This window comes from Actinosynnema sp. CA-299493 (genome assembly GCF_050946825.1).
GTDB lineage: Bacteria > Actinomycetota > Actinomycetes > Mycobacteriales > Pseudonocardiaceae > Actinosynnema.
The window spans coordinates 3,402,425-3,416,343 of sequence record NZ_CP191993.1; the positions used below are offsets into that span (position 1 = coordinate 3,402,425).

Consider the following 13,919-nt stretch of genomic DNA (forward strand, 5'->3'; position numbering starts at 1 on the left):
CGCGCCTGTCGGGGCCGGGACACCGGACCTCGGTCCGCGGCCATGATCCGCGCCGGCCCGGGTGACCGGCCATTACCCGGGCGCGTGACCCGTGCTCACTCCCCGTGGTCACGGCTGCTCGGACCCGTCGAGCCGCACCCGCCGGAACACCGATCGGTGCTCGACCAGGGCCGGCGGCGACTCGGGGATCGACTCCGGCAGTGACTCCCGCGTCGGCTCCGGGAGCGGCCGGCCCACCGACGCGCGGGCGGCCGGCGTGTCGCGACCGCGGCGGTACCACCACGCGAGGACCGCCCGCAGCGGCCGGGAGACCAACCCCGCGCCCAGTTCGGCCGGCAGGCACCACCACGGACCCAGGCTGTGCCGCCGCGTGCACACGGCGGCGCACACGGTGTGCGCCGCGTCCAGGACGTCCAACGCCGGCACCCGGCGCGTGGCCAGCAGCGGCGCGCTCATCCTGGTGTCCACCAGCCCGAGGTAGACCGGCACGACCCGGACGCCGTCACCGGCGACCTCCGGCGCGAGCGCCCGCAACCACACGTCGAACGCCGCCTTGGACGCCTGGTAGCCGCCCCACCGGGGGAACGCCGGCATCCGCGTGGCGAAGGTGGACACCGACACGATCCGGCCGTGCCCGGCCGCGCGCATGGCCGGCAGGAGTTCGAGCGTGAGCCGCAGCGGGCCGAGGTAGTTGACGTCGGTGAGCCGCCGGAAGTCGTGGAACCGCCGCCCCGACAGCTCGACCGAGCGGCGGATCGACTTGCCCGCGTTGTTGACCAGCACGTCGACCGGCCCGTGCTCGGCGAGGATCCGCTCGGCCACCTCGCGCACGGCGGTGAAGTCGGCGAGGTCGACCGGGTAGGCGTCGGCCCGCCCGCCGCGCGCCCGGATCTGCTCCACCAGCTCGACCAGCAGGTGTGCCGACCGGGCCAGCACGAGCACCGTCGCGCCCGCTTCGGCCAGCATCCGCGCGGTCTGCCTGCCGACGCCGTGCGAAGCGCCGGTGACCACCACGACCCGGTCCCGCACCGCCCGGCGCAACCGGGCCGGGCGCACCCGTGAGCGGGAGAAGAGCAGCCGCCCGAGCACCCGGCTCACGCGAACCGCAGCGCGTGGTGGTCGGCCGTGCGGGGCAGCGGGCGATCCGGCGTCAACCGGACGCCGCCGACCTGCCGCAGCCCCTGGTCGAGCAGCGCCGAGAGCAGGGTGGCGCTGGTGAACAGCACCAGGTGCTGCCCGGGGCACTCGGCCGGACCCCGGCTGAACGGCGCGAGCGCCCAGTCCCGCGCCGCCCGCCCGTCCAGCCACGCCTCCGGCTCGAACCGGTCGGCCTGGGGCAGGCGGCTGTCGTCGCGGTGGAAGTAGGAGCTGTGGTAGACGACCGCGGTCCCCTCCGGCACGGTGCTGCCGTCGGACCAGGTCGTGCGCCGGGTGGTGTCGCGCAGGATGGCCAGGGTCGTCGGCCACAGCCGCAACGACTCCCGCACGCACGCGCGCAGGTAGTCGTGGTCGGTGCGGGCGCGGTCGGGGTGCCCCGCCAGCAGCCCCAGGGCGAGGAAGGTGGCGATCGGCGCGGCGTCGAAGGCGAACAGCCAGTGCTGCGCCTGCGCCTGCGGCAGGGTCAGCGTCGTCTGCGGCGCGTCGGCGACGCACGAGGCCAGCCCGCCGGACCCGGCGTCGAGGTAGCCGAGCACCCGGTCCCACAACCGCCCGCGCACCGCGTCGCGCCGCGGGCGCAGCCGGAACCAGTTGGCGTCGGCGCGCAGCGCGTCGAGCAGCGCGGTGAGCTGGTCGTCGTCCTGGGCGACGTCGCCCAGCACGACCCGCCGCACGATCCGCCGGTAGGCGCGCGCGAACTCGTCCCAGGTCAGCTCCGCCCCGCGCCCGGTGGTGCGGTCGATCAGCGTGGCGGCCTCGGCGCGGACGGCGGCGTCGAAGGACGGGCACAGCCGGTGGTCGGTCTCGGGGTAGTCGAGCACGGACTCGTTGAAGCGGCGGCGCTCCTCCCGGATCAGGCCGCGCGAGAGCAGCACCGCGCCGGGCTCGAAGTGGCCGAGGGCGGCGACCTTGTCCCGGCTGGCGGCGGTGAGCGAGACCGTGGTCTGCGCCAGCGCGTGCCGGGCGTCCTCCGGTGACAGCAGCAGCAACACCCGGCGGTGCAGCACCTTGACCAGCAGCGGTCCCGTGCCGTGCTTGTCGCGCAGCCGGCGCAGCAGCCGGCACGCCCAGTCGTTGGTGTCCCACCGCGCGGCCAGTCCCACCGCCCGCCGCCGGCGCAGGATCGCTCCTTGGGCGAGCGTGGGCACGAGCACCAGCGCGCCGAGCGCGATCGTGTCCACGAGCGAGGCCCGTGCCGGTCGACGTGAGGTCATGAGGAGGTCCTTCCGGGACGACGCAGGCCGAGGCGCAGGTGGATCAGCTCGGTGATGTCGGCGACCGTGCCACCGGACCGGGCGAGTTCCAGGGGAGGTATCTCGACGTCGAAGCGGCGGCGTGCGGAGACCAGCAGCTCGGCGGCCATCAGCGAGTCCATGCCGTAGTGGTCGACGCGGCGGTGGTGGTCGATGGCGGCCGGGTCCATCCGCAGCACCTCGCCGAGCAGCGAGGTGACCTGCCCGGCGATGAGGGCGACCGCCTCCTCCTCCGGCAGCTGGGCGAGGCGGCGGATCAGCTCCTCCTCGCGCTCGCCGGCGCCCACGTCCGACTGCCGGACCAGCGCGCCGAACCGCGGCGTGCGCAAGGTGGGCATCAGGGTGCTCAACCTCGGCCAGTTGAACCGGCCGACGAAGGCCACCGGATGTGCCGAGGCCGGCAGTTCCCCCACCGCGTGGAGCGCGTCCGCCGGTGTGATCGGGTCCAACCCGAGCGCGGACATCGCGGCCTCCATCCCGGTGCGGGCGACGTAGCCGGTCTCCCCGATGGCGCCCCACGCGATGGTGGTGCCCGGCAGGCCGTGGGCATGGCGGCGGCGCGCCAGGGCCTCCAGGAACAGGTTGCCCGCGACGTAGGGCGCCTGCTTGAGGTTGCCGACGAGCGCGGCGGCCGACGAGTAGAGCAGGAACAGGTCCAGGTCGAGGTCCCTGGTCAGCTCGTCGAGCACGACCGCGCCGCCGAGCTTCGGGCTGAGCACGGCGTGGAGGCGATCGTCGTCCAGCTCGGTGAGCGGCGCGTCGTCCAAGTGCATCGCGGCGTGCACGACACCGCGCAGCGGCGGGTCCAGTTCGGTGATGATCCGGCGCATCGCCACCGGGTCGGCGGCGTCGGCGGCGTGCGCCGTGGCGTGCGAGCCGCGGGCGGTGAGTTCGGCGAGCAGCTCCGGCGCTCCGGGCGAGTCCGCGCCACGTCGTCCGACGAGGGCCAGGTGCCGGGCCCCGCGCTCGGCCAGCCACCGCGCGGTGGCCGCGCCGAAACCGCTCAGCCCGCCGGTGACCAGGTACGTCCCGTCGGGATCGAGGCTGGGCGCCGCCGGCGTGCCCGTCGCCGTCACCGGTTCGGCGCCGGGGTCGAAGGACACCACGACCTTGCCGACGTGCCAGGAGTGCTGGAGCTGCCGGAACGCCTCGCCGATCCGCCCGGCCGGGTGGACCGTGTGCGGCAGCGGTCGGTAGCCGGTTCCGCCCATCACCTCGGCGAGCAGCTGCTCGCCGACCACCGGGTCGGTCGACAGCGCGGACAGGTCGACGCCGAAGAAGGCCAGGTTGTTGACGAAGGGGCGCAGCGGGAGGTCGTTGTCCTCGTACATGTCGCGCTTGCCGAGCTCGACGAACCGGCCGCCGGGGCGCAGCAGCTCCAGACCGAGGGCGATCGCCGGGCCGGCCAGGGAGTTGAGCACGACGTCCACCCCTCGCCCGCCCGTGATGCGGCGGACCTCGACGGCGAAGTCGAGGCTGCGGGAGTCCAGCACGTGCTCGACACCGAGGGTGCGCAGGAGGGCCCGCTTGACGGGGCTGCCGGCGGTGGCGATCACGGTGGCGCCGCGGGCCTGGGCGTACTGGAGCGCGGCCAGCCCGACACCGCCCGCCCCGCCGTGCACCAGCACCGTCTCGCCCGCCTCCAGCCTGGCCAGCCGGCCGAGGCCGTAGACGACGGTGCCGAACACCACCGGCATCGTCGCCGCCTCGGTGTCGGTCATCGACCCGGGGATCGGCATCAGCGACCGCGCCGGGGCCACGACCTCGGAAGCGAGCGAGCCCGGCGCGAGCCCGGCCACCCGGTCGCCCACGGCGAACCGGGTCACCCCGGCGCCGACCGCCGTCACCACGCCCGCGCACTCCAGCCCGGGCGCGTGCGGGCCGGTGAACCCGTAGCTCTCCGCGGGCAGGAACCCGGTGGCCTGCATGACGTCCCGGTAGTTCAGCGCGGCGGCCCGCACCGCGACCCGCACCTGGTCCGGCCCCGGTTCGGGGCGTTCGACCGCGCGCCAGCCGAGTTCGTAGGACAAGCCGGGCGAACGCACCTCCAGCCGGTACGCGACGGGATCCGGCAGCGTGTCGGGCAGGTCGACCTCGCGCGGCGTGAACCGGCCATGAGGGGTGAGCGCGATCTCGTCCTCCGCGCTGGGGGCGAGCAGTTCCCTGGCGAGCCGCTCCGCGGAGTCGCCGGTACGGGCGAGGGAGACGCGGCGCACCGCCACGTCGGGGCACTCGTTGGCCAGCACCCGTGCCACGCCCCAGACCGCCGCGTCACCGGCCGCCTCGACTTCGGTCGGGATCGCGCCGCAAGGCCTGGTCACCAGCCACACGGCGCCCGCGCCGGGTTGTTCGGCGATCGACCGCAGCAGCGCGGCGCACCGCGTGGTCCGCTCCAGGAGCGGCGCTGCCGGGTCGCCGAGGATCAGCACGGGGTCCGTGCCGTCCGGCGTCCACCCCCGCGGCCGGTCGGACCCGCGGCTCGGGACAGCCGGCCACGTGCAGCAGCCGTGCGGTGTGCTCGGCCAGCGACGTCTCGGCGGGGGTCTCGGCGAGCAGCGTCCAGCGCTGCGCCGGGTCACCCGGCGGCAACGGGGGCCGGTTGCGGTCGGTGTGCGGCGCCGTCGCCATCAGCACCGAGAAGTCCCGGTGGAGCCTCCCGGTCCCGACGCCGGTCTGGACGACGTCGGTGAAACCGGTGCGGTGCAACAGGTCCGGCCACCGGTCGCGGTCGAGCAGCACGGTGTCCGGCCGCAGCTCCCGGTCCTCGGCGTGCCAGAAGCCGTCCGACAACCCGAAGACCGGTGCGAGCACGACGGGGTTGTGCGATTCGCAGGCGATCAACCTGCCGCCGGGCGCCAGGAGGGCGGCGACGTTCGTCAGCGCCCGGGTCAGGTCCTTGGCCGTGTGCAGGGCGTTGGCGGCGAGCACGATGTCGAACGCGCCCTCGCTGAACCCCTGCCCGGTCACCGGCCGATCCGGGTCGAAGGTGCCGTACTCCACCCATTCGTGGTCGGCGAACCGCTGTTCGACGCGGGAGGCGGAGTGCGACGACACGTCGGTGAACGTGTAGCGGGCGCGGTCGGCGGGCAGCACGGGCAGCACCGCGGCGGTGAGCCCGCCGGCGCCCGCGCCGACCTCCAGGATCCGCAGCGGCCGGTCCGCCGGCCAGTTCCGGACCACGTGCCGCACCAACTCCTGGACCACCAGGTTGTGGAAGCGGCAGACCGGTCCCAGGTCGGCGGACTGGGCCAGCAGCCGCTGGTTCTCGTCGGTGGCCAACCGCTCCAGTGGGTCGGACCCACCCCGGAGCAGCCCGGCCACGTCGTGGAGGACGGTGAGGGTGACCAGTGCTTCCGCCGCGGACGACGGTACTTCCGCCAAGACCTGGCGCAGGAGCCCGTCCGCGTCCGGGACGTTCTCGGAGAACCGCCACCTCCCGGGGGCGACCGCCCGCAGGAGACCCGCGTCCACGAGCGTCGGCAGCAGCAGCTCCACGAATCGGAGGTGCTCGGTCAGCACGCCCGAGGCCACCAGGTCGTCGAGGGAGAACTCGACCGCGCCCGGCAGCGAGCCGCGCACCGCTTCGGCGATGCGGTGCGCCACGGCCGACCCGGTCAGCTCGGCGGCGCGTGCCAGTCCGGCTTCGGAGGTCTTCCGCAGTTCCTCGATCCTGGGCCGTGCGGCGGCCAGCAGCGCGCCCGCGCCGGGCAACGGGCTCGGCGGCGCCGGCTCGTCGTGGTGCGGCGCGGCGCGCAGCACGGTGTGCCCACGCCGGATCTCCGTCCTGTGCACACCGGCCATCCGGCGCAGCCGGGCGCCTTCGACCTCGACGGTGACGGTGCCGTCGGGGTCCAGCACGGTGATGTCCCAGCACGCCTCCGCCGCGGTCGGCATCCGCTCCCGGACGTGCACCAGGCCTTCGGGCGCCGGCGTGCGCCAGACTCGCAGCGCGTCGAACGCGGCAGGCAGGAACGCGTGCACTCGCAGTTCGCCGCTGATCAGGGGTGCCCCCGCCTGGATGGCCCCGTCGAGCAGCACGGGGTGCAGCACGAAGTCGCACACCGGGCCGTCGTGCCGGTAGGAGGCCAGCACCCGACCGCCGCCGACGAGCAGTTCGGTGAGCACCTGGAAGGCGGGACCGTAGCTGAGGCCGTGCCCGTCCAGCTCGGCGTACTGGTCCGGGCCGTCGACGCGGCGGGTCAGCCCGGCGCGCAGGGCTCCGACGTCCTGCGGCGCGGGCGCCCGGCCGATCAACCGGCGGACCCGACCTCGGACGTGCGGACGGGGATCGGGATCGGCGCCGTGGGTGCTGGTGATGGTCACGGTGCCGGCGCGGGGGTCGACCGAGACCTGCGTGTGCACGCTCGCCGCGTCCGGCCAGGGCACCACCAGGGGGCGGCTGATCTCCAGGTGCCGCACCTCGACCGGGTGGCCGAGGGCCCGGTTGCCGGCGGCGAGGGCCATCTCCACGAAGCCGGCGGCGGGCATCACCACCGAGCCGGCCAGCCGGTGGTCGACCAGCCAGGGCACCCGCACCGGCTCGACCGGGCCGTGCCACAACGGCTGCGGCGACGGCAGCCGCTCGCCGAGCATGGGGTGGTGGACGAGGCCGTCGCCGCTGGTGCGCAGCCAGTGCTCGGGAGTGCCTTCCCAGTGCCGCTCCCGCTGCCAGGGGTAGGCGGGCAGGTCGGTGACGCGCCCGGGGGTCGGGAAGTAGCGGTCGCGGTCGGCCCGGCCGCCCGCCGCGAGCACGGTGGCCACGGTGGTGCGGGTGGCGGCCGGGCCGTCGGCGTCGCGGTGCAGGGTCGGCACGACCGCGGTCGGGGTCCGCGGTCGCGCGGCGGCGAGCTTGCGCAGGTAGCCGCGCAGCACGGGGTGCGGGCCGATCTCGACCAGCACGTCCACGCCGTCGGCGAGGGCGTGGGTGACGGCGTCGGCGAAGCGGACCGGCTCGCGGACGTTGCGCCACCAGTAGTCCGCGCCCAGCTCCGCGCCGTCGACCGCGGCGCCGGTGACGGTGGAGATCAGGGGGATGGTGGTGGCGGCCGGGGCCAGGCCGGACAGCGCGGCGCACAGGGGTTCGCGGACCGCGTCCATCGCGGCGGTGTGGAAGGCGTAGTCCAAACCGAGGTCGGTGCAGGCGACCTCGTGGGCTCGCAGGTCGGCGACCAGGGCCGCGACGGCGTCCGCCGGTCCCGCGACCGTGACGTCCCCCGGCGTGTTGATCCCGGCGACCTCCGCCGCCGGGTGCAGCCGCCGCAGCTCCTCGGGGGACAGCGGCACCGCCGCCATCCGGCCACCGGCGGTCGGCGCCTGGGCCCGGCTGCGCTCGGCGATCACCCAGGCGGCCTGGTCCAGGGACAGCGCGCCGGCGGCCCAGGCGGCGGCGACCTCGCCGACGCTGTGGCCGAGCACGGCCGCGGGCACGATGCCGTTGGCGCGCAGGACCTCCGTGACGCCGACCTGGACGGCGAACAGCAGCGGCTGGGCGACCTCGGTGGCGGCCAGCTCGTCCTCGGTGACCGTGGTGAGGCGGTCCAGCACGGACCAGCCGAGGTACGCGGTGAGCGCGGTGTCCACCTGTTCCACGGCGACCCGGAAGTCCTTGTCGGACAGCAGGTCCGCGCCCATGCCGGCCCACTGCGAGGCGTTGCCGGAGTAGACGAACCCGACCCGGCCCTCGCCGACGGCCTCGACCGGCGTCGCGTCGGGCAGCAGGCGGGCGGCCTCCGCCGGGGTGCTGGCGAGCACCGCCCGGCGGTACCGGTGGTGGCCTCGGCGCACGCACGTCGTGTAGGCGAGGTCGTAGAAGTCACCGGCGCGGCCGAGGTGGTCCACGAGGTCGGCGGTGGCCTGCTCCAACGCCTCCGGCGAGCTCGCCGACACCAGCACCGGGCGCGGCTCGTCGCCCCGGGGCTCGACCGGTTCCGGCGCGGGGGGCGAGGCCAGCACGACGTGGGCGTTGGCGCCGCCGAAGCCGAAGGAGTTGACGCCGGCCACGATCCGGTCGTCGCCGGGGATCGGCCGCGGCGCGGTGGCCACCTCCAGGCCGAGGCCGGTGAAGTCGATGTCCGGGTTGGGCGGGTCGGCGTGCAGCGACGGCGGGATCAGCCGGTGCCGCAGCACCAGCACGGCCTTGAGCAGGCCGACGATGCCGGAGGCCGGTTCGAGGTGGCCGACGTTGCTCTTGACCGATCCGATCGGCAGCGGCCCGGTGGTGCGGTGGCGGCCCAGCGCCCGGCCGATCGCGGTGCACTCGATCGGGTCACCCACGGGCGTGCCGGTGCCGTGCGCCTCGAAGTAGGCGACCTCGTCCGGGTGCAGCCCGGCCCTGGCGTAGACCGCGCGGAGCAACTCCTCCTGGGTCTCGGCGTTGGGCAGGGACAGGCCCGCGGTGCGGCCGTCGCTGTTGCTGCCGCCCGCCAGGACCACGGCGTGGACGCGGTCGCCGTCGGCCCGGGCGTCCGCGAGCCGCTTGAGCACGACCAGCCCGCCGCCCTCGGCGCGCGCGAACCCGTCGGCGTCGGCGGAGAACGCCGCGCAGCGGCCCTTCCTCGACAGCATCGACGCCTGCGAGAAGCCCACGTAGTGGTAGGGGCTGACCAGCGCGTTCACCCCGCCGCACAGCGCCACCCGGCTGGTGCCGCCCAGCACCGCCCGGCACGCCTGGTCGAACGCCACCAGCGACGACGAGCAGGCGGTGTCCACGGCCATGCTCGGTCCGCGCAGGTCGAGGCAGTAGGAGATGCGGTTGGCGGCGATCGAGGACGCGGCGCCGGACATGGTGTAGGCGTTGATCCGGCGCGGGTCGACCATCTGGAGGCCGCCGTAGGCGTTGTCGGAGATGCCGACGAACACCGCCGTGTCGCTGCCCGCGACGGCTTCGCGCGCGATACCGGCGTCGTCCAGCGCCTCGGCCGCCAGCTCCAGCAGCAACCGGTGCTGCGGGTCCATCTGGCCGGCTTCCTTCGGGGAGATGCCGAAGTGCACCGCGTCGAAGCCCGCGAGGTCGTCCAGGTACCCGCCCGCCGTGGTGTAGCCCTTGCCCGGTCGCGGCAGGTCCCGGTCGGTGAACCGGTCGAGGTCGAACCGGTCCGCGGGCGCCTCGCCGACCAGGTCCCGGCCGTCGACCAGCGCCCGCCACAGCCCGTCGAGGTCGGCGATCCCGCCCGGCAGCCGGCAGGCCGCGCCGACGATGGCGACGGAGTGGTCCTCGTGATGGTTCCCAGTGTGCACGCCTCACCCTTCGCCACCGCCGGCCCGGTCCGCCCACAGCCTTGCCGGCCGCCGCACGGGCCCGCCAACGCAGACCGCCAGGTTCACCCGGACCGGTGTTCGAAGGCCGGCGGTCACGCCTCCACCTCGGCCCGCAGTCGGCCCGCCGTGTCGTCGAGGACCGGTTCGCCGCCCGCGAGGCGGCACCACCTGGTCGGCGCGGTGGGGCGTCCGCGAGGTCTGCCCGGGCAACCCGCACGGGTGATTTGTCGTCGGATACCGGATCGGTCGTGCTGCACTGGACCAGGTGTCCGCGATCCCGTTCGCGGACAACGACGATCCCGACTCCGGAAGTGGTCCGATGAGTGTGCCCGAGCCCGTGCCGGTCCTGGTCGAGACGCTCGGTGCCGTGCCGCCGGTGGGTCCGGAAGAGCTCACGCAGGGGTACGGGCTGACCGAGCTCGGCGCGGCCGGCGAGGACGGTGAGTGCGAGTGCGGTTGCGGCTTGGGGCGCGAGGTCGTTCCTTGACCGGGAGACCGGGGTGCCGCGTCGGCGTCGGACGTCGTTGCGCTCCACCACACGACGAGGTGGCACCGCTGTGACCGTCGAGACCGAACGCACCCGCCGGGACACCCGGACCACCTGGCACGGCCTGCACGTCCACTACTACGACCCGGACAAGGACCGGCTCATCCTCGACGCGGTGCGCCCCGTCTTCCAGCACCTGCGCTCCCGCGTGGCCGGCCTCTACCTCACCCGGCACTGGCGCCAAGGCCCGCACCTGCGCCTGTTCGCCAAGACCGACCCGGAGACGTGGGCACGCGTGGTCCGGCCGCGCATCGAGGCCGTGGTCGGCGAGTACCTGGCCACGCACCCGTCCACGGCGGAGCCCGACTTCGAGCACGACCTGGCCCAGCACCGGCTCCTGGCCCGACGCGAGCGGGAGCGCGGGCCGCTCGTGCCGTGGTTCCCGGACAACTCCATCCACGAGCAGCCCTACGACACCCGGCCGCACGTGATCCGCAGCGCGGAGACCGGCGAGCTGATGGCCGCGTTCGCGTCCGAGAGCACGAACCTGCTGTTCCGGATGCTCGACCGGGTCCGCGCGGGAGACGACGCGAAGGAGCTGATCGCGCTGGAGCTGGTGCTGGCCACCACGGTCGCCGCGTGCCCGCCCATCACCGCCGGTTTCGCCTCCTACCGCGCCCACGCCGAGGGGTTCCGGTACTCGTGCGCCGACCCGGAGGCCGTCCGCGCGGCGTTCGACGCGCACTACGAAGCGCACCGGGAGGCCCTGGTCGCCCGGACGCGGGCCGTGCTCGCCACCCTGGAGGGCAGCGCGAACACCTCGCCGTACGCCCGCCGGTGGGCCGCCCGGTGCCACGAGTACGGCCGCCGCGTCGACCCGCTGATCAAGCGCGGCCTGGTCTTCCCCCCGATGCCGGCCGAACCGCCGGCCGAACCGCCGGCCGAGCCGTGGGCCGAACCGTCCGCCGACCCGCCTCGCCCCCGGCCTGTCGCCCCGATGCACGCGCTGATGTTCGGCAACCACGCCTACCGGGACACCGTGCTCCGCACCCCGGACTTCCTCCGCTACCGGTTCCTCCTCACCTGCACCTACCTCCAGGTCAACCGGCTGGGCCTGACCCCGTTCCAGCGCTTCCGCACCTGCCACGCGGCGGCGAACGCGGTGGAGGAGATCCGCGGCGTCTCCGCCGCGGACACCGTCCGGACCTACGCGGAAAGCCACCCGAACCCGGTGACCTGACCGAGCCGGCGGGCTCACCGGGCAGGAGCACGAGATCGGCGAACCGGCCCGCACCGGGCACGGCAACCTGCTCTGACACCGACATTTCGGGTGGCGCCCGGGGGGAACAGTAGCGGGGCGGTGGGGGCCGCTCCCGCCATGTGGGCGGCATGGACAGCGCATCCGTTGCGTCCCAATGCTCTCGGGCATGAACAGAGTTCTGGTCTTGGTGCTCGCAGTGGTCTTCGCGGCGGTGGGCGCGACCCCGGCGGGCGGGTCGCCGCAGCGCCGGGTGGACGTGGTGGCCGAGTGGTTCGACGTGACGGCGGCGACGGTCGCCGCGGCGGGCGCGTCCGCGCAGTCGACCAACAGCCGGACGTGGGCGATCGGCTGGCTCGCCGCCGCACGGGCCGCGCACGACATCCCCGGCGCACAACGCGACCGGGTCGACGCGGCGGTGGCGTCGGCGGTGCACACCGCCCTGGTGGCACTGGCCCCCGCCCGCGAGGCGGAGTTGGACGCCGCCTTGCGCACGACGCTCGACCGCCTCCCGCCGAGCGGGCAGCGCGACCTCGGCGTGGCGGACGGTCTCAGGGAGGCGGGCGACCTGCTCGCCGAACGCGCGGGCGACGGCCTCGACCCGGCCTCGGTCAACGCGCCGTTCGAGGTGCCCGCGCCGGCGCCGGGCGTCTGGCAGCCGACGCCGCCCTCGCTCACGCCGCCGCAGCAAGCGGGCAACCGGCTGGCCCGGCCGTTCCTGCTCGCCCGCCCCGACCAGTTCCGCCTGGCGCCGCCGCCCGCCCTCGGCTCACCACGCGACCAGGCGGACGTGGCGGAGGTGCGTGCCTACGGGGCCGTGAACAGCACCGTGCGCACGGCGGCGCAGACCGCGACCGCGCAGTTCTGGCTCCAGGGCTCGCTGGTCGGCTACACCGAACCGCTGCGCGCGGCCGTCGACCGGACCGGCGGGTCGACCGCCCGCCGGGCCGCGCTGATCGCGGCGTTCCACGTGATCCTGGTCGACACCCAGATCGCGACCTCGGACACGAAGTACGCCCACCTGCGCTGGCGGCCGGTCACCGCCATCCGGACGACGGTCGATCCACAGTGGACGCCGCTGCACGCCACGCCCGCGCACCCGGACTACCCGAGCGGCCACAACACCTACGCCGGTGCGGCCGAGGTGGTGCTGACCGCGTTCGCCGGACCGTCCGCCCGCCGGCCGTTCACCGCCACCAGCCCGACCGCGCCCGGCGTCACCCGGACCTACCAGCGGTGGGCCGAGCTCACGAAGGACAACGTGGACGCGCGCGTCTGGTCCGGCATCCACACGCGCACGGCGGACGAGGCGGGAGTCGTCCTCGGTCGCCGCGTCGCCCAGTTCGGCCTGAGCCGGTTCGCCTCGCTCCTGGGCTGAGACCGAGCCCGATCGCGGTGCTGCCCGGCTGGTGGTCGATATCGTCCACCAGCCGGGCACTCCTTGACACCGGCGCGGTTCGCGGCCTCCCGAGGCGGAGAACGGCTGTCCACGATGTGGACGTGGTCGGAGGTGGCGGAACAGCGCCGTTGTCCCAGGAAACACGGCGATTCAGGTGGCGTAATGCGGTCGTTACCGAGCAACTCGGGACGGGACCGCAGACTGTGCCGCATGAGCAGCCCCCGACCGAGTCCCACGGAGCGGCGCCTGCGCGCCGACCGGGCGCGACAGGCTGCCGACGTCATCCGCCAGCTCGTCGTGCAGCGCGCCTTCCCCGACGGCGTGCTGCCCGACGAGCGGTTCCTCGCGGCGGAGTTCTGCGCGTCGCGCAACGGCATCCGCGAGGCGTTGGACCTGTTGCGCGAGGAAGGACTGATCGAACGCGTGCCCGGCGTAGGCACGGTGGTGGTCGCGCAGAAGTACGCGCACGGACTGAACCAGCTGATGGGGCTGGCCGAGACGTTGCACGAGCACGGCGAGGTCGGCAACGACGTGCGGACCGCGGGTCTGGTCCGACCGCCCGGCCCGGTGGCGCAGCGGCTGCGGCTCGCCGAGGGCGAGCAGGTCGTCTACGTGGAACGGCTGCGCAGGCTCAACGGGCTGCCGCTGTCGCTCGACCTGACCTACCTCCCGCGCGACGTCGGCGAACCGCTGCTGGCCGAGGACCTGGAGAACCAGGACATCTTCTCGCTCATCGAGCGCACCACCGGGCTGCGGCTCGGCGCGGCGGCGGTGACGCTGGAGGCGGTGAACGCCGACCTGCACTCGGCCGCCGTGCTGGAGGTCCCGCGCGGCTCCGCCCTGCTGGTCGTGGAACGGTTGAGCCACCTCGCCGACGGCCGCCCGGTGGACCTGGAGTTCATCCGGATGCGCGGCGACCGGCTCACCATGCGCGCCGAGCTGCGGCGCACGCCGTCGGGGGAGGCGCGGTGAACGTCGCACCGCGGTTCCGACTGCACGTGGACCTGCGCCGCCAGGCCAGCGCCCTCTGTCGCTGACCCACCGCACCTCACGCCGCGTCCACCCCGGCGCACCCACCGCTCCCCGCACACCCACCGCTTCCGCCGC

General features: G+C 74.9%; 8 protein-coding genes. 4 read left to right on the top strand and 4 right to left on the bottom strand.

What is annotated here, in order from left to right:
• Window positions 1-108 precede the first annotated feature (108 nt).
• Genes ACQPYE_RS15695 through ACQPYE_RS15710 form a run of 4 tightly spaced genes read right to left on the bottom strand, consistent with a single transcriptional unit; the run spans window position 109 to window position 9,647 of the window.
• Window positions 109-1,098 (bottom strand): SDR family NAD(P)-dependent oxidoreductase, encoded by a 990-nt coding sequence (locus ACQPYE_RS15695; RefSeq protein ID WP_498721994.1) that lies wholly within the window; start codon window positions 1,096-1,098, stop codon window positions 109-111.
• Window positions 1,095-2,372: a cytochrome P450 gene (locus ACQPYE_RS15700; RefSeq protein ID WP_498721996.1), complete on the bottom strand. Its 1,278-nt coding sequence runs from the start codon at window positions 2,370-2,372 to the stop codon at window positions 1,095-1,097. Before ACQPYE_RS15700 ends, ACQPYE_RS15695 begins: the two co-directional genes overlap by 4 nt.
• Window positions 2,369-4,741 carry an SDR family NAD(P)-dependent oxidoreductase gene (locus ACQPYE_RS15705; protein WP_498722921.1) on the bottom strand — a complete coding sequence of 791 codons (2,373 nt, stop codon included), beginning with the start codon at window positions 4,739-4,741 and terminating at the stop codon, window positions 2,369-2,371. Before ACQPYE_RS15705 ends, ACQPYE_RS15700 begins: the two co-directional genes overlap by 4 nt.
• Window positions 4,683-9,647 (bottom strand): beta-ketoacyl synthase N-terminal-like domain-containing protein, encoded by a 4,965-nt coding sequence (locus ACQPYE_RS15710; RefSeq protein ID WP_498721997.1) that lies wholly within the window; start codon window positions 9,645-9,647, stop codon window positions 4,683-4,685. Before ACQPYE_RS15710 ends, ACQPYE_RS15705 begins: the two co-directional genes overlap by 59 nt.
• 340 nt (window positions 9,648-9,987) lie before the next feature.
• On the opposite strand from ACQPYE_RS15710, the gene ACQPYE_RS15715 reads away from it, so the two are divergent.
• The 4 genes from ACQPYE_RS15715 to ACQPYE_RS15730 all read left to right on the top strand — a co-directional run bounded on the left by ACQPYE_RS15715 (window position 9,988) and on the right by ACQPYE_RS15730 (window position 13,784).
• Window positions 9,988-10,155, top strand: a complete 168-nt coding sequence (locus ACQPYE_RS15715; RefSeq protein ID WP_498721998.1) for a hypothetical protein — start codon at window positions 9,988-9,990, stop codon at window positions 10,153-10,155.
• A gap of 70 nt (window positions 10,156-10,225) precedes the next feature.
• Entirely contained in the window at window positions 10,226-11,395 is a 1,170-nt protein-coding gene (locus ACQPYE_RS15720) for a thiopeptide maturation pyridine synthase (protein WP_498722000.1), read from the top strand.
• 187 nt (window positions 11,396-11,582) lie between these two features.
• A complete protein-coding gene (locus ACQPYE_RS15725; RefSeq protein WP_498722001.1) occupies window positions 11,583-12,791 on the top strand; it encodes a vanadium-dependent haloperoxidase in 1,209 nt (402 codons plus the stop codon).
• Window positions 12,792-13,022: 231 nt separating this feature from the next.
• Window positions 13,023-13,784: a GntR family transcriptional regulator gene (locus ACQPYE_RS15730; RefSeq protein ID WP_498722003.1), complete on the top strand. Its 762-nt coding sequence runs from the start codon at window positions 13,023-13,025 to the stop codon at window positions 13,782-13,784.
• Window positions 13,785-13,919: the final 135 nt, after the last annotated feature.

Bases quoted from the DNA above. Each gene is read 5' to 3' on its own strand.
- ACQPYE_RS15715 (WP_498721998.1), top strand. From the start codon at position 9,988: ATGAGTGTGCCCGAGCCCGTGCCGGTCCTGGTCGAGACGCTCGGTGCC.
- ACQPYE_RS15700 (WP_498721996.1), bottom strand. From the start codon at position 2,372: ATGACCTCACGTCGACCGGCACGGGCCTCGCTCGTGGACACGATCGCG.
- ACQPYE_RS15725 (WP_498722001.1), top strand. From the start codon at position 11,583: ATGAACAGAGTTCTGGTCTTGGTGCTCGCAGTGGTCTTCGCGGCGGTG.
- ACQPYE_RS15730 (WP_498722003.1), top strand. From the start codon at position 13,023: ATGAGCAGCCCCCGACCGAGTCCCACGGAGCGGCGCCTGCGCGCCGAC.